16 protein-coding genes and 1 pseudogene are annotated in these 14,993 nt (G+C 35.6%); 8 read left to right on the top strand and 9 right to left on the bottom strand.

The window, feature by feature from the left end; all coding sequences use genetic code 11:
- Positions 1 to 13: 13 nt before the first annotated feature.
- Complete coding sequence (locus BAU27_RS25300; RefSeq protein WP_071772353.1) at positions 14 to 739, bottom strand: (Fe-S)-binding protein; 726 nt, start codon at positions 737 to 739, stop codon at positions 14 to 16.
- A 304-nt stretch (positions 740 to 1,043) separates the two neighbouring features.
- Here BAU27_RS25300 and BAU27_RS25295 point away from each other — a divergent pair, with 304 nt between their 5' ends.
- On the top strand, positions 1,044 to 1,415 hold the full coding sequence (locus BAU27_RS25295) for a hypothetical protein (RefSeq protein WP_071772352.1): 372 nt from the start codon (positions 1,044 to 1,046) through the stop codon (positions 1,413 to 1,415).
- A gap of 133 nt (positions 1,416 to 1,548) precedes the next feature.
- On the opposite strand, the gene ecsC is transcribed toward BAU27_RS25295, so the two are convergent.
- Genes ecsC through ecsA form a run of 3 tightly spaced genes read right to left on the bottom strand, consistent with a single transcriptional unit; the run spans position 1,549 to position 4,217 of the window.
- Positions 1,549 to 2,256, bottom strand: a complete 708-nt coding sequence (gene ecsC, locus BAU27_RS25290; RefSeq protein WP_071747308.1) for an ecs operon protein EcsC — start codon at positions 2,254 to 2,256, stop codon at positions 1,549 to 1,551.
- A gap of 13 nt (positions 2,257 to 2,269) precedes the next feature.
- Entirely contained in the window at positions 2,270 to 3,481 is a 1,212-nt protein-coding gene (locus BAU27_RS25285) for an ABC transporter permease (protein ID WP_071772351.1), read from the bottom strand.
- Positions 3,474 to 4,217 (bottom strand): ABC transporter ATP-binding protein EcsA, encoded by a 744-nt coding sequence (gene ecsA, locus BAU27_RS25280; protein ID WP_001292616.1) that lies wholly within the window; start codon positions 4,215 to 4,217, stop codon positions 3,474 to 3,476. Before ecsA ends, BAU27_RS25285 begins: the two co-directional genes overlap by 8 nt.
- A gap of 562 nt (positions 4,218 to 4,779) precedes the next feature.
- Between ecsA and BAU27_RS25275 the strand changes: the two genes are divergently transcribed.
- The 3 genes from BAU27_RS25275 (at position 4,780) to BAU27_RS25265 (ending at position 6,643) form a co-directional block, all read left to right on the top strand.
- Positions 4,780 to 5,214: an HIT family protein gene (locus BAU27_RS25275; RefSeq protein WP_001016832.1), complete on the top strand. Its 435-nt coding sequence runs from the start codon at positions 4,780 to 4,782 to the stop codon at positions 5,212 to 5,214.
- 210 nt (positions 5,215 to 5,424) lie between these two features.
- Positions 5,425 to 5,787 (top strand): YtxH domain-containing protein, encoded by a 363-nt coding sequence (locus BAU27_RS25270; RefSeq protein ID WP_000030296.1) that lies wholly within the window; start codon positions 5,425 to 5,427, stop codon positions 5,785 to 5,787.
- Positions 5,788 to 6,085: 298 nt separating this feature from the next.
- Positions 6,086 to 6,643: an HTH-type transcriptional regulator Hpr gene (locus BAU27_RS25265; protein WP_000834921.1), complete on the top strand. Its 558-nt coding sequence runs from the start codon at positions 6,086 to 6,088 to the stop codon at positions 6,641 to 6,643.
- 5 nt (positions 6,644 to 6,648) lie between these two features.
- On the opposite strand, the gene BAU27_RS25260 is transcribed toward BAU27_RS25265, so the two are convergent.
- On the bottom strand, positions 6,649 to 6,984 hold the full coding sequence (locus BAU27_RS25260) for a DUF1878 family protein (protein ID WP_071772350.1): 336 nt from the start codon (positions 6,982 to 6,984) through the stop codon (positions 6,649 to 6,651).
- A gap of 118 nt (positions 6,985 to 7,102) precedes the next feature.
- On the opposite strand from BAU27_RS25260, the gene BAU27_RS25255 reads away from it, so the two are divergent.
- The 3 genes from BAU27_RS25255 (at position 7,103) to helD (ending at position 11,421) form a co-directional block, all read left to right on the top strand.
- A complete protein-coding gene (locus tag BAU27_RS25255; RefSeq protein ID WP_000172692.1) occupies positions 7,103 to 7,297 on the top strand; it encodes a hypothetical protein in 195 nt (64 codons plus the stop codon).
- A gap of 447 nt (positions 7,298 to 7,744) precedes the next feature.
- Positions 7,745 to 8,614 carry a peptidylprolyl isomerase PrsA gene (gene prsA, locus BAU27_RS25250; protein WP_071772349.1) on the top strand — a complete coding sequence of 290 codons (870 nt, stop codon included), beginning with the start codon at positions 7,745 to 7,747 and terminating at the stop codon, positions 8,612 to 8,614.
- A gap of 473 nt (positions 8,615 to 9,087) precedes the next feature.
- A complete protein-coding gene (gene helD, locus BAU27_RS25245; RefSeq protein WP_071772348.1) occupies positions 9,088 to 11,421 on the top strand; it encodes an RNA polymerase recycling motor HelD in 2,334 nt (777 codons plus the stop codon).
- A gap of 93 nt (positions 11,422 to 11,514) precedes the next feature.
- Here the strand turns inward: helD and BAU27_RS25240 are convergent, their stop codons facing one another.
- Positions 11,515 to 11,760: a protoheme IX farnesyltransferase gene (locus BAU27_RS25240; protein WP_071772347.1), complete on the bottom strand. Its 246-nt coding sequence runs from the start codon at positions 11,758 to 11,760 to the stop codon at positions 11,515 to 11,517.
- A gap of 95 nt (positions 11,761 to 11,855) precedes the next feature.
- On the opposite strand from BAU27_RS25240, the pseudogene BAU27_RS25235 reads away from it, so the two are divergent.
- A pseudogene (locus BAU27_RS25235) lies at positions 11,856 to 12,155 on the top strand (hypothetical protein); the annotation flags it as partial.
- A gap of 101 nt (positions 12,156 to 12,256) precedes the next feature.
- On the opposite strand, the gene BAU27_RS25230 reads toward BAU27_RS25235, so the two are convergent.
- Genes BAU27_RS25230 through BAU27_RS25220 form a run of 3 tightly spaced genes read right to left on the bottom strand, consistent with a single transcriptional unit; the run spans position 12,257 to position 14,466 of the window.
- Complete coding sequence (locus tag BAU27_RS25230; protein ID WP_071772346.1) at positions 12,257 to 13,513, bottom strand: FtsW/RodA/SpoVE family cell cycle protein; 1,257 nt, start codon at positions 13,511 to 13,513, stop codon at positions 12,257 to 12,259.
- A 7-nt stretch (positions 13,514 to 13,520) separates the two neighbouring features.
- Entirely contained in the window at positions 13,521 to 13,928 is a 408-nt protein-coding gene (locus tag BAU27_RS25225; RefSeq protein ID WP_071772345.1) for a PadR family transcriptional regulator, read from the bottom strand.
- A 4-nt stretch (positions 13,929 to 13,932) separates the two neighbouring features.
- Positions 13,933 to 14,466, bottom strand: a complete 534-nt coding sequence (locus BAU27_RS25220; RefSeq protein WP_071772344.1) for a sigma-70 family RNA polymerase sigma factor — start codon at positions 14,464 to 14,466, stop codon at positions 13,933 to 13,935.
- Between the last annotated feature and the right edge of the window lie 527 nt (positions 14,467 to 14,993).

Genomic DNA, 14,993 nt, shown 5'->3' with positions numbered 1-14,993 from the left:
CTTTATCCCCCTCTTATTTTCGATCTTCATTTAATACTTGAGCAATATGTTTTACATCAATTGGATAACCATTACGTGTTAAACGTCCTTTTATATTCATTAAGCAGCTACAATCCATCCCAATTAATAAGTCCGCACCGGTTTCCATAATATGCTTTACTTTTTCCTCAACCATTTGCTCAGAGATTTCTGGCATTTTCACCGAGAATGTCCCTCCAAATCCGCAGCAATCATAATTATGCGGCAGTGAAACAACTTCCAATCCCTTTACACATTTTAATAATTTTTGTGGCGGTTCTTTAATCCCCATTAATCGGCTCATATGACAAGATGTATGAACTGTTGCTTTTTTATGAAGCACCGCACCTAAGTCTTCTTTCCTTAATACTTCAACGAGAAATTGTGTAAATTCATACGTTTTGTTCGCAAGTTCAGTCGCTTTTTTCTTCCATTCAGCTTCACTTTCAGAAAACAAGCTAGAAAACTCGTGAACCATCATAGCGCAAGATCCCGACGGCGCCACAACATATTCTGAACTAGCAAAGGCTTCAATCATATGTTTTGCAGCTGTTTTTGTTTCTTTCACATACCCGCTATTATAAGCAGGTTGTCCGCAGCAAGTTTGAGTTTTCGGAAAATCGACTTCACACCCTAAATCTTCAAGAATTTCCACAACATCTCTTCCTACTTCTGGATAAAAAATATCTGCAACACAAGTGATAAAAATTGATACTTTCATATTTTGCACCCCTAAATACAGTAAAGTAAGCTCAAGTAACTTTATTTGTATATTATTGGTAAAAGAATAAAAAATATGAATAAAAATTAAAAAAAAGTGATTGAGGACTATGCCAAAGTCGGAACAAACAACGCTCTTGCTTCTGCAAGTGTGTCAACGAGCGAACTTTGATAGTGTCTCTTCTTTGAGATGTGTATGAGCCAATCCCGAAATATCGTATATTGATATATCTTAGTGTGAAGAAGGGATATGTGTCAGGGCGTGGAATATAGAAGTATCTATGCGATCAAGGGAGTTTTGCATCTTGAAGAAACAAATCGGCATGATTGTATCTGCATTCACTTGCGTATCCATCCTTTTAAGCGGTTGTGGAACAACAAAAACCAACGAAACCCCGAAAACAGAAACGGTACAAACGACAAAGGATGTAAGGGAATTGGTTTGGAACTCGTTATCGCAAGCAGAGAAAAATGAAGTGGATGGCAGTTGGAAAGATGCCAAAGTCAGCAAGGTAATAGCGGATACAACCAAATATCAACTCGATGATGCGTCATTCAAAGGAAAAGAAGTAACACTCGTTACCATTCCGGCTAAACAGCGAGAGTTGTTAGGCGATATAAATAGACTCGTGGACGAACCATCAGGTAAGGTCATAGGAAGTTCGATGAGGAAGTAGGAACGAAGAGGGGTAAAGCCCCTCTTCGTTTTTGTATCAAAAGCAACAATATCTACGAAAACAGCCAAAATAATAAATAGAAAAGCCTCCTAAATTACACATTTAAGAGGCTTTTCTATTTTGATAAAACAAATTAATTTCTATTAAGCAATCGCATACGATAACAATTCATCGTCACTTCCCCAAGCCTTTGCAGTAATTGATAGTTCGCATACGCGCCGACCGGGGCACCGATTACTGGGACGAGCTGCAGCATCTTCGCTAAATCGATATAGTCTCGGTACTCTGTTTGGAACTTTTCCCAGTCCATATGATTTTCTTCTTCTGTATCCCACGTTTCAATTGCTTTCCATACTTCTTTTCGGTGGTCGTCACTTGAAAAAGCAAGTTGGAACACGTGAAGGATAAAGAGGCGTTCTTCTTTGTTACTCGTATCAAATCCATACAATGTTGCTGCATCGAATAAAAATTTTATTTTAATCGTAAGTAAAAGCGGGAAATCAGCAAGACCAAGAAGAATACCACCAGCTCCCGTACCTGCTCCTTCTGCTGCTGCTATTTTTTTGTACTCATCCATTTTTTTACGGACTTCATCATCACGTCTTTGCAGTGACCAGTTCGTCTCTTTTAATTTCGGCTTTATAAAATTTGATCCGGCACTAATCGTTTGCACCATCATCCGAATCGTTTCTGTTAATACTTTTTGTACTTTCGCCGGAATGAGCTGTTGTACTTTCGTCTGCACTTTTTTTGAGAACCGTGTCATCATAGAAGAATCTTTCATGAATGTAGCTTTCCACTGCTCCAATTCTTTTATAACCTTCTCTTCATACGTAATCATAGGTTCATTCCTTTCAGTTTAAACGCTCAATGCGCTTCGCACTGTATCGATAAACGAAACCAATACTAAATAATATGCTTACTACAAATAAAATGCCGGTCATAATGAAATCTTTCGTCGCAAGTGCAAATAAAATTGTAAATACAGCACTGCCGATAATAAGAATCGCATTTAATAAAGTAAGAAAATCTTCCTTCTTCTCGTCTTCCTCTACTGGATACAAATCAAGCCAAACTTTCATACGGTAATGTTTCCAAAGGGTTAAGAGCTGGTAACCGATTAAGTATAAGAAAACAAGGCTTACGATAAATCGTCCATATAAAAATGGAATAAAGTAAAGAATAACTCCTCCAAGAGCGAGCAGGCGCACATATAAGCCAAAATAGTTACCAGATCTTAAAAATGTTCTCGTATATAAGTATAAATATGTACGCTTCTCACCGATCATCGAAAGGATAAAATCAAGCCATTTCCTACGTGATACTCTCTCTTTTAACTCCGGTACATCAACAAACATATTCGCAATGCGGTACAGCAGCATCATTTTTTTACCTTCTTCAGAAATTAAATACTCCCAGTTCAACGGCTTTCCCTTCACCTTCTGATGCATAACAGCAAGGTATAGCACCATTAAAAAGACAATTACACCAGTAAAAATGACTGAAGTACGTTCTACAAGGAAATACACAAATAATCCATTTAAGATAAAACGAATGAACCAATCTGTTTTTTGAACGCTTTGATCTGTTAAAAATGATTTTTCCCACGCAACGAATAAATTCCACGCTTTTACAATGACGAATGCGAGTACAATCCATATGTAAGCCGCTCCTGTTTGTTTCATTTGCTGGAAATATAACGGGGCAAGCGCAGCCGCTACGATTGCGATTATGTATAACTGAATCATAAACGTAAAGAGAAATGCCTTTGTAAAGTAAGGCTTTAACTTTTCTTCAACTGGCAGCAAATACACGAGGTCCGCTTCTTTTAATAACGTTTGGATGGATCCAGCTGTTAATACGAGGCCAAGTAAGACTGCCATAACGAGCGCTGTCGGAAACGAAGATGTTAACGTTTGTAACCATTGCTGGTAATAATACGCTCCTGCGCCGATGATAAATATGAAAATAAATTTCAAATGATCATTAAATACGTATTTACTATATGTACGAACTTCTTTTAGAAAGTGCCGAAATCGTTCTTTCCATAATGCTGTGCTATTCATAATCTTCTTCCTTTGTTAATGCAATATAAATATCATCTAACGTTGCACCAGGCATGTTAAACCCGGATTGAAGTTCTGATAATGTTCCCATCGCTCTCACTTCACCTTGATGCAAAATAATGAATGAATCACAATAGCGCTCTGCTGTCGCTAAAATATGTGTACTCATTAAAATACCTGCACCACTCTTTTTCATTTGATCCATCATTTGAAGAAGCGATTGAATCGCTAACGGATCAAGCCCAACGAAAGGTTCGTCCACAATGTAAAGGGATGGCTCAACTAAAAATGCACTCATAATCATTACTTTTTGTTTCATCCCTTTTGAGAAATGAGATGGAAACCACTTTAAACGATTTTTCATACGAAATTCTTGTAATAGTTGTCCTACGCGTTCTTCATATTGTTTTTCATCTACACCGTACGCCATCGCTGTTAATTTCAAATGCTCTTCTAACGTTAACTCATCATATAATACTGGCGTTTCTGGAATGAAAGAGAAACTAGAACGGTACGCTGTCATATCATCACGAATTGTTTTCCCGTTAATTGTGACAGTTCCTTTTTTGGGTTCCATTAAACCGATGATATGTTTAATTGTCGTACTTTTACCAGCTCCATTTAAACCGATTAAGCCGACAAGCTCGCCTTTATTAACAGAGAACGAAACATTTTGCAGTACAGGTCGTTTCGTATATCCTCCTGTAACATTTTCTACACGCAATAACTCGCTCATACGACACCACTTTCTTCATTAGTATTCATTCTATATTCATCTTACCAAAAATGGCGCTGTACTACATAGTATCGATGCCTCCAAAAAAAATTTAAATTTATTAGCATATATTTTTACGAAAGCGGACATCATAATTAGTGAGGAAGGAACACATTGAAAAAGCAACCACCAATTGATGAGTATAACAACACAGTGAAGTCATCATGAAATGGGGTGTCCAAATTGGACAATGAAATTTACACATAACCAGATAATTTGTTTCATTTTCGAAACGGGGTGTCTCCGAAAGAGCATATACTGTTTTAAAAAATAAACAATTTCATTTTAAAAAAAGATTGCAATTCATTTCACTTGAAAATGGGGTGTCTACGGCAGAAACTTTAGCCGATTTACCGTGCATTTCTTAAATAAATGAGGTGTCTGCGAACCGTAAATTATAAAAAATGCTTTTTCAATCCCTCTTCAGAAAACAGGAAGCTGAGTCAGCTTCCTGTTTTTCGTGTTTGTTCTACTATGTAATTATGGTAAAATACGGCTAAGGCTATTTGAAAGGATGAGATCGATGAATCATACAGCGGACAATTGTATTTTTTGTAAAATTATTGACGGGCAAATTCCTTGTTCAAAAGTATACGAAGATGAACATGTGCTTGCATTTTTAGATATTAGTCAAGTAACAAAAGGACATACCCTTGTTATTCCAAAAGTTCACAAACAAGACATTTTTGCGTTAACGCCAGAAATCGCATCACACATTTTTGCTGTCGTTCCAAAAATCGCAAATGCAATGAAAGCAGAATTTAATCCAGTTGGCTTCAACTTGCTTAACAATAACGGCGAGAAAGCTGGACAAACTGTATTCCACTTCCACCTTCATTTAATTCCACGCTACGGTGAAAACGATGGTTTCGGTGCTGTTTGGAAATCACACCAAAATGAATACACTATGGAAAATTTACAAAACATCGCAAGTACAATTGCAAATAGTGTGAAATAGTGCCACTATAATAAGAAGTAATACATAACAAGCCTATCCCTTTGGCATATATACCCTTTGGCTTGTTTCTTCACAAAAAATGCCGAGGATATGATTTTTTGTGCATAGCACGTACAAGAGAGAAAAGTTCACTTTTCTTCCTCATGTCTTAAAGATATGCACAGTTTTATACATCATGAATACGAACGAAAAATAAGGAGGTTTCCTTTTATGTCAAAAGCTAAATCCTTTATTACAGGTGTAATTTGCGGCGGAGCAGTTGCTGGACTAGCCGTTCTTTTCTCAACTCCTTCTTCTGGTAAAGCTATGCGCGGTAAGCTGAAAGAAAAAGGAACTGATATTAAAAAGACATTAGCTGATATTACAGCTGATACGAAGTTGTTAAAGCGCCAAATCGTTGAAACTGCTTCAGAAGGTAAAGAAGTATTTCAAGAACTAAAAGACGATATGCAAGACACGCTTTCTAACTGGAAACAAGATATTTCTCAAAACAAACGACATATCGAAAAAGAAATTTTAGACATTCAAAAGTCAATTGAGAAACTACAAGAAGCCGTTCCCGAAAAAGCGTAAACATATTCCTGCTTAGTTTTTTGCATATAACAAATATTTTTTATACAAATTGACCTTGACACGGCATATCACATAGATATGCCGTGTTTTTATGCATTTACAATATCTGTTATCCCTTAACATGTAAAGACAACACATGTATTCTCGACTCATAAAACGCTTCCATAGTTATGCATGATTTGTATAGATTGTCATTTTTCCAAAAAATTTTCACAATTCTCACAAAAAGACTTTATTAATTTTTATTTTACTGGCATAATAGATAGTAATGAAAAAGAATGTTAAAGTGGGTGAGTAAATGAAAAGTGGAGAAAAAGATTACTCGGTAAAAGAAGCGATGATTTTCAGCCAACGCATTGCTCAATTATCGAAAGCGTTATGGAAATGCGTAGAGAAAGATTGGCAACAGTGGATTAAACCTTACGATTTAAACATTAACGAGCATCACATTTTATCAATCGCTTATCATTTAAAAGGGGCTTCTATTTCTGAGATTGCTAAGTTTGGAGTTATGCACGTATCAACGGCGTTTAACTTCTCTAAAAAGCTAGAAGAACGCGGCTATCTTGTATTCTCGAAAAAAGAAGATGATAAACGAAATACGTACATTGAAATTACAGACAAAGGGGAAGAATTACTACTTCGCTTAATGGAGGAGTATGATCCTGAAAATAATTCTGTGTTTAATGGGGCTCTTGCACTTCGTAATTTTTACGGTAAGTTCCCAGAAAATATCGAACTTATCGCAATCCTGCGTAATATTTACGGACAAGACTTCATCGATATTTTTGAGAAATCATTAGAGAATATTGAGGAGAACTTTACGGAGACTGATCAAAAATTAGTTAAAAAATAATCTTTTTATCTTTTCGCAATCATGCGTAAAAATTCATTCATAAGTGGCACAAATAAGCCTTGCTTTACTAGCGCTTCCGCAGTTTCGTTTACTTCGAGCTGATGTGGAAGCGCTTTTTCAAATTGATCTAACAGCGCATCGAACAATAGAAAGCCTTCTGCTTTCTCCTTTGCGTATTGTTCGTTCAGCTTTTCACAAATATTTAGTATACGTTCAATATCTTTTTTACGAGCTTTTTTCTTTATGATTAAAGAATAAAATGGACACTTTTCTTCATCAATCATTTTAAATAGTAGGTCTACGTAATATTCAGCTTGTTCTAGTCTTCTTACAACGTCCATTTTCTCCCTCGCTTCCTAACACAAAGTCTTCTATTTCTGAATTTTGTAACACGAACAAAATATCGTATGATACAATATATAAAGTATATGTATTTTAGCCAAAAGGAGGTCTCGCCTCATGACTCTTATAACCGTTGTTTTTGTCGCATTCGCACTTCTTGTTATATTTTACACGAATTTCATGACACATACACTGTGTGAGCGAAAACAAATATCTGCGAGCCGCCAGCCAGGTGTCTTTCGAGTTATTAATGTATGTATTACCATTCTATTAATTTCTAGTTATATAGAAATTATATTTCATGGAAAGTGAGGAAGGAAAGCCCCTTCCTCATTTTTTTCCTCTATAAGCAAATTATACCTACTATAACCAATAAAATAAACAGTACAAGTAATAAAATAAGTTGAGAATTCATCCCCCATCCCCTCCTCTTTTCTGTATATGCAACATGCGCCCAATATGGTACCCCTTCAAAATCTGACACAAACTGGTTAAAATTTCTTTATCAATAGGAAAACGAGTCGAAATATGATATATTAAATTTTGTACATATTGCTTATACTATGAAATAAACGACACGCATCTAAACTTTATCCCAAAGCCTCGCTAAGCCCTGTTAAGCGTGCTTTTACATATAAAAAAGCAAAGACATCAGTGAGACTTAATCGGGTTCTTATGAACGAAAATAACCTATCATAAGGCGTTTCTTCATTTGTATGGGATAAATTAAAAATACATAATAGTAGGAGTGTTTATTGAATGAAGAAAGCTATGCTTGCCTTAGCCGCAACAAGTGTAATCGCATTATCAGCATGTGGAACATCATCATCAGACAAAATTGTTACATCTAAAGCTGGTGACATCACTAAAGAAGAGTTCTACAATCAAATGAAGACACAAGCTGGTAAACAAGTACTAAATAACATGGTTATGGAAAAAGTACTTATCAAAAACTACAAAGTCGATGACAAAGAAGTAGACAAAAAGTACGATGAAATGAAAAAGCAAGTCGGTGACCAATTCGATACACTATTGAAACAACAAGGTCTTAAAGAAGAAACAGTTAAAAATGGTGTTCGCGCTTCATTAGCTCAAGAACAAGCGATTGAAAAATCAATTACTGATAAAGATTTAAAAGCAAAATATGAGGACTATAAGCAAGAAATTAAAGCAAGCCATATTCTTGTAAAAGATGAAGAGACTGCTAAAAAAGTGAAAGAAGAACTTGCACAAGGTAAATCTTTCGAAGAGTTAGCGAAACAATACTCTGAAGATCCAGGTTCAAAAGAAAAAGGTGGCGACTTAGGATTCTTCGGACCAGGTAAAATGGTAAAAGAATTCGATGAAGCAGCTCATAAGCTGAAAAAAGATGAAATAAGTGAACCTGTAAAAACACAATACGGTTACCATATCATTAAACTAACAGATACTCATGCTGACAAAACTTTCGATCAAGCAAAAGCTGACATCAAAAAAGAAGTAGTTCAAGAAAAAACACAAGACGCTCAATTTATGAACGATCTTATGATGAAAGAAATCAAAAAAGCTGACGTAAAAGTTGACGACAAAGATTTGAAAGATCTTTTCGAAGAACCAAAAGCTGACGCTAAAAAAGACGCAAAGAAATAATGAAAAGCTCGGGCTTAGCCCGAGCTTTTTTGTATGTTCTCTCTTCGCGATACGTTACATCCAGATTCGGTTAATGAAATTATGTGATTGGTTCTTCAAATCGATCAACTATAGATCTATTTATATCAGCGATTTTTCAATTATATCGACCGTAACTCTAATTATATCGGCGATTTTCAAAATATATCGACCGTAACTCTAATTATATCGGCGATTTTTCAATTATATCGACTTACCGACAAAAACTGACAATGCTTGCAGTCCCCTCTTAAAGAAAAACAAAAAAACCTCGATTCGCGCATGCGGAACCAAGGTTTATCTTATTATCATTGATTAAATTAAAAAACTATGTTAAATTAGTACAGAAACGCATTCGTTAATAACATCAGAATGTATTTATCCGTATCTTAATTGTACACCAAAACACATCTTCAGTCAACCTCTATTTTTCACTTTTAAAGGAGCGCTTACGTATGAACAAAAAACTTGATCAAGAGCAAAAACGATTGGATAGCGTAATAGAAACTATTACGGAGCAAATTGATAAACTGGAAAGCGAAACCGGCAGACGCCGGGCAGAAGTAATCAACATTCGTAAACACTTCTGGGATGATGTTAAAGTTAACACTGATACTTTTGATGATTATCTTGAAACAGTTATCAACTTAAGACAACAAGCTCAGTCACTAGCCGTAACACAAATCACCCATAAGCACACCTTTAATCGACTTGCCGCACTACGACGTATGCATAAAGCACCTTACTTCGGACGAATCGATTTTAAAGAAGAAGGAGAATTTGATGCAGAGAAAATTTATATCGGCGTCGCTACCCTTACCGATGCAAGCGGAGAAAACTTTCTTATATACGATTGGCGCGCACCTATTTCGAGTGTCTACTACGATTATCCACCAGGACCGGCTGAATACAGTACACCAGGGGGCGTAATCCACGGTAATGTGGAAAAGAAATTGCAATACATTATTCAAAATGGCGAGATTGATTCTATGTTCGATACGAGCCTTACAATTGGCGATGAAATCCTGCAACAAGCGCTCGGAAAAGGTACAAACAAACATATGCAAAGTATCGTTGCTACTATTCAGCGCGAGCAAAATGAAATTATTCGTCACGATGAAGGGCGACTGCTTATCGTTCAAGGAGCTGCTGGTAGTGGTAAAACGTCGGCTGCCTTGCAGCGAATTGCCTATTTACTATATAAATATCGCGAATGGTTAAAAGCAGATCAAATCATCCTCTTCTCCCCTAACTCCATGTTCAACAGCTACGTATCTAACGTATTGCCAGAACTCGGTGAAGAGAATATGCAGCAAGTGACATTCCAGGAATATTTAAACCATAGACTCAGTAAGTCATTTGACGTTGAGGACCCTTATGAACAACTAGAATATATGCTGACTGAAACGAATAGCCCTGCCTATAAAACTAGAAATGCGAGCATTCGCTTTAAAGCATCCACTCAATTTTTCGAAATGATTAGAACGTATAGACAATCCCTTGAATCTTCAGGCATGTTATTTAGAGGAATGAAATTTAGAGGAAAACTGATTGCCTCTGCTAAAGAAATCGCAGAGCAATTTTATAATACTGATTCCTCCCTCCGCTTCCATAATAGAATCGAGAAATTAACGGAGTGGCTAAATAAACAAATAGATGCGATCGAAAAGGCAGAACTAAAAAAACCTTGGGTAGAAGAAGAAATTGAACTACTTAGTAAAGATGAATATCAAAAAGCTTATAAATACTTACAGAAAAAAGGAGAGTTTGAAGACAACTCCTTTAATGATTATGAGAAAGAAACGAAAGTACTTGGACGTATGATTGTCCGTAAAAAATTGAAGCCGCTTCGTAAAGGCGTCCAAACATTGCGTTTCATCAATTTCACTGGAATATATAAACAACTCTTCACAGATGCATCATGGGTTACTGGAGAAAAAACGAAAGAATGGGACGACATTTGCTCGCTAACGGTGAACATGCTCGATGAAGGAAAGCTACATTACGAGGATGCGACTCCATTTTTACTTTTAAAAGAATTAATTGAAGGCTTCCAAACGAACAGATCAATTAAACACGTACTCGTAGACGAAGCGCAAGATTATTCTCCGTTTCAGTTCGAGTTTTTAAAACGTCTCTTCCCTGCAGCAAAAATGACTGTACTCGGAGACTTTAACCAAGCAATATTCGCTCACGCAAGTGAAACAGTGAATTTCAATACACTTACTAGCTTATATGGACCAGATGAAACAAACGGCATCAACTTAACTCGTAGCTATCGCTCAACAAAACCAATTATTGAATTTACACGATATCTCGTACCGGAAGGCAAGAACATTCACGCCTTTGAACGTGACGGCGAGAAACCTACAGTGACGAAAGTAGCTGATTACAACGAACTGCACGAACATATTACTGCCAAAGTTGCCGAACTACAAAAACAACAGCACAATACGATCGCAATTATATGTAAATCTGCAGCTGAAAGCGCCGGTGCATATGAAGCACTTAGTAGCATTGAAGATATTAAACTTGTGAAGAGCACCTCTGCTGAATATGAACAAGGTGTTGTTATCATCCCTGCTTATTTAGCAAAGGGTATCGAATTTGATGCTGTTATTATTTACGATGCATCTCAAGATGTGTACAGTGATGAAAATCTACGCAGATTGTTCTACACTGCTTGTACGCGCGCGATGCATGAATTACAGCTATATAGCGTTGGTGAGGTTAGTCCTTTTATACTTGGGGCTAATTCGGAGAGTTTTGAGCTTATTACAACACCTTGATACTAATCAAGGTGTTTCTTTTTTATGCAGGATTTACACCTTAAAAACAAAGGAAGGAGAGTTGCTATCAGCTCTTCTTCCTTTGTTAATAAATTACAACCAAAAATAACTATATACATCATAGGAAATCGAATATAATATCGCTAATCCTACACCAATAGCAAAAATTTTAAACAAATAAAAACTTAAGGACAGCACGATTGGAAAGGGGGTTAATAAAGAAAATATTAATGAATTCATACGCTGCTCTTTAAAAGTTTCTTTATCTATTTTAATCCCAAATAATATAATTCCACAGGATATAAAAAAACAAAGTGCCATAAAAAATATATCTTCCATACCTTACTCCTACTAATTTTATTATTATTTTCCTGAGGAACTTATCCTCTATTTATAAACACTAATTAAATAGCTTCTAACTAAAATATTATCTTAAAACCATCGAGAATCCTACCCAAAAATGCTTTCCATTCGCACAAATCAATATAAGTGTTGCGAAATTCCATGAGATGATTCAAAAAGTAAAAGACTTAAAACGACCTGTATTTGCCGGTTATAACATCTTGTCCCATGATTCAGACATACTTACGATTGATGTACTTCTATCTTCACCTTTATTAGATCCTAACACTTTTGAAAAAGATGCGGAAGAATACACCTATTTACAACAACTCGCTGAATCAATTCCTCATTCTGAATTATGTACTTCTATTAAAGCGAGTTCACTTATTTAAACACGAAAAGAGGGTTATTTATGATAACCCTCTTCTACTATCTATTTACGTCTATACTTGATCATAATAATGCACTCTTTTACATGCAACTTATATAAGTATCAAGGTGTTTTTCTCATTCTAAACGACATATCTTTACGTCGATATACACTCAGCACAATCCCCATTATAAATGCATGAAATAGAGTTGGTATCAATCCGTAGCTAATAAAAGGTAATGATATAGAAGCACGCGGTAATAATCCTAAAATCATGCCAACGTTACAAATAAAATGGATTACAAAAAGAGTCACTCCGCCAACGAGAAGTAATTTACCATAACCATCATTTATTTTATAAGCTATGTTCATTATTCTTACTGCAAAAAGAGAAAGAATAATGACAAGAACTAGCGCAAGCACATATCCATAATAGTAAGTCAAACTAGCGAATACAAAATCAGTATGGGCAGCAGGGATAGACTTTATATTTCCATATGTACCAAACCAACCTGCCAACGACATCGCCTCTTTTAAACGTAAATACCATAGATCATGCTCTGGGTTTAAAAACCCTAAAATTCTAGCCATCCGGTATTCTTTTACAGCAGACCAGGAAAATAGATCCCTAATAATAAAGAGAAAAATTGGTAACATCGTAATGAGCCATGCCGTTTTCTTTCCTAACTTACTCCACCAAAGCATAACGAATACCATCGTAATATAAATATAAATTGGCACCATAATTGATGTAGTTAAAAATAGATATAAAGAAAATACGTACAGCATGAAAAGATGTATAAACTTTAATCTACTGTTATTAAAAAATGAAGCCCAGGCTAGAAAAAAGAATGGTATTGTCATTAAACAGTCAATTTTGATGGGACCAATTTTTATTAACGCTTCCCCATTCACAGAAATAGTCGGAAAACATTTTATAGCTAACAAGATAAGTATTCCAATTGTATAAAACAGCCACCCAATTCGTTCTAACTTCCGATAATCAAGCAACATCATCCCAATAGCTGTTGCAATGCCGAGAATCACAAAAATTACTTTATTCATTAATAAAACATTCGTATGACCAAGAGCGATTATCGGTAAAAAACCTAACCCCATAGAAGCCACTAATAAAATAATTAAAAACCAATCAACCTTTGGCTTATGGAGTTTGTTAAGTTCCTGCCCTAATTTAATTGGACTTCCCATTTGTTCCACAGCTTTATTTTCAGCAACTTCCTCACTTAACCCTTTCTCTACCCACGTGTTCTTCGCCTGTTTCAAGTGAAAATCTAGTTCAGTTGCTACAAAGCTCTTTGCTTCTTTTGATTTAATATGATTGGTAACTTCGCTTACAAAACGCTCCCCTTTTTTATTCAATTTCGCCTCACTCCTGTACTAAGCCTTTTAATATAAATCGTGCCTTCGTAGCATTCTTCTCTGCCTTTCGTAGCATCTTGTTTCCTTTATCATTTAATTGATAATATTTAGCTCCCTCATGATCCCAGCTAGATTGGATAAAGCGATTCTGTTCTAGACGATGTAATAAAGTGTATAGAGACCCTTCATCGCCTTCGAATTTTTGAATCCCTCTCCCCCTCAGTAACTGCATCAATTCATAACCAGTTTTTTCATTCATAAGAAGTTGCAACACTGCTAAAAGGATATCTTCTTCCTTTTCGGACGATTGATTGATTTTTTCACGTACCCGCTTTCGATGCTGATCAGAAAAACTCAAATGTTTAAAAGTTGTATTCTCCATTGATTTCCGCATGCCTTTTAATCGATCTTCCATTTGATTATTCCTCCAATCCTTTCTTCAATAGTTCCTTCGCTTTTTTCAGTCTTGTTTTTATCGTGTTTTCTTTCACTTCTATTACAATCGCAATCTCTTTAATTGATAACTCTTCATAATAAAATAGATAAATCACTTCGCGATATTTTATCGGTAAACTCATTACTGCAGAAGCCAACCTACTATCCTCTGCATTTTGAATAACCGTTTGCTCGACACTATCATGTTGAACCTCAATATAAGCAGATTCATCCTCTGTCACGATTACCTTTTTGTTATACCAACTTTTTATATAGTCCTTACAATGATTAATGGCAATTCTCCACAACCATGTTTTTAAGTTCGACTTCCCTTTATATGTATGAAGAGATTTATAGCATTTCACAAATATATCTTGCGTTAAATCCTCCGCAACCTCTTTATTATTCACATATGAATACACAAGTTGTAAGACCTCTTGTCCATACTTGTTCATTATTTCATCGATAAGGAGTTCCTTATCTTCTATTTCAAACGCTTCTACCGTTAATTCATCCACATCATTTCCTCCTTCCCATATATTAGACGACGCGCTGTATGGAAAAGTTTTATAAATTCATAAAAAAATACGGATGGCAATGTCCGTACCGTTTTTTACCTTTATTTTAAATCTAATTTTCTTTACGAAGAGTAAACCTTTTATTCATTTGTATTAGCTCAACCAAAGAGCAAAATCCCTTTGTTCATTTTTGTTACGAAAAACTCTAACTCGTTACCTTAATAAAGGTTATGAGTATACCATTTAATAGACGTATCAATATTTGTAGTTGGAATATAATTATGTCCTATCAGTGTAAATAAAAACTGTTTTAACATTCATTTCTATAAACTTTCATAATTATCCGAACGAAAAACATATCGCATACATTCTTTAAAGTTAATTTTAATACCCTCAAATATAAAAAAGCGTTATCCTTTCGCAAGCTCAGTTTACTTTCACTCTTACTTTGATGGATGTGTAAGGTCTCCCCTACAAAGAACAATATAAAAGTAACATCCATAATTTTGCACTCACCCTATTTTACA

Origin of the sequence: Bacillus sp. NH11B, assembly GCF_001884205.1 — a bacterium.
Taxonomy (GTDB): Bacteria; Bacillota; Bacilli; order Bacillales; family Bacillaceae_G; genus Bacillus_A; species Bacillus_A proteolyticus.
The sequence above is the reverse complement of the archived record's forward strand: the minus strand, read 5'-3'. Positions and strand labels throughout refer to the sequence as shown.

Excerpts from the sequence above, each read along its gene's own strand:
- BAU27_RS25300 (WP_071772353.1), bottom strand. The coding sequence starts at position 739 with ATGAAAGTATCAATTTTTATCACTTGTGTTGCAGATATTTTTTATCCA.
- ecsC (WP_071747308.1), bottom strand. The coding sequence starts at position 2,256 with ATGATTACGTATGAAGAGAAGGTTATAAAAGAATTGGAGCAGTGGAAA.
- BAU27_RS25285 (WP_071772351.1), bottom strand. The coding sequence starts at position 3,481 with ATGAATAGCACAGCATTATGGAAAGAACGATTTCGGCACTTTCTAAAA.
- ecsA (WP_001292616.1), bottom strand. The coding sequence starts at position 4,217 with ATGAGCGAGTTATTGCGTGTAGAAAATGTTACAGGAGGATATACGAAA.
- BAU27_RS25275 (WP_001016832.1), top strand. The coding sequence starts at position 4,780 with ATGAATCATACAGCGGACAATTGTATTTTTTGTAAAATTATTGACGGG.
- BAU27_RS25270 (WP_000030296.1), top strand. The coding sequence starts at position 5,425 with ATGTCAAAAGCTAAATCCTTTATTACAGGTGTAATTTGCGGCGGAGCA.
- BAU27_RS25265 (WP_000834921.1), top strand. The coding sequence starts at position 6,086 with ATGAAAAGTGGAGAAAAAGATTACTCGGTAAAAGAAGCGATGATTTTC.
- BAU27_RS25260 (WP_071772350.1), bottom strand. The coding sequence starts at position 6,984 with ATGGACGTTGTAAGAAGACTAGAACAAGCTGAATATTACGTAGACCTA.
- BAU27_RS25255 (WP_000172692.1), top strand. The coding sequence starts at position 7,103 with ATGACTCTTATAACCGTTGTTTTTGTCGCATTCGCACTTCTTGTTATA.
- prsA (WP_071772349.1), top strand. The coding sequence starts at position 7,745 with ATGAAGAAAGCTATGCTTGCCTTAGCCGCAACAAGTGTAATCGCATTA.
- helD (WP_071772348.1), top strand. The coding sequence starts at position 9,088 with ATGAACAAAAAACTTGATCAAGAGCAAAAACGATTGGATAGCGTAATA.
- BAU27_RS25240 (WP_071772347.1), bottom strand. The coding sequence starts at position 11,760 with ATGGAAGATATATTTTTTATGGCACTTTGTTTTTTTATATCCTGTGGA.
- BAU27_RS25225 (WP_071772345.1), bottom strand. The coding sequence starts at position 13,928 with ATGGAAGATCGATTAAAAGGCATGCGGAAATCAATGGAGAATACAACT.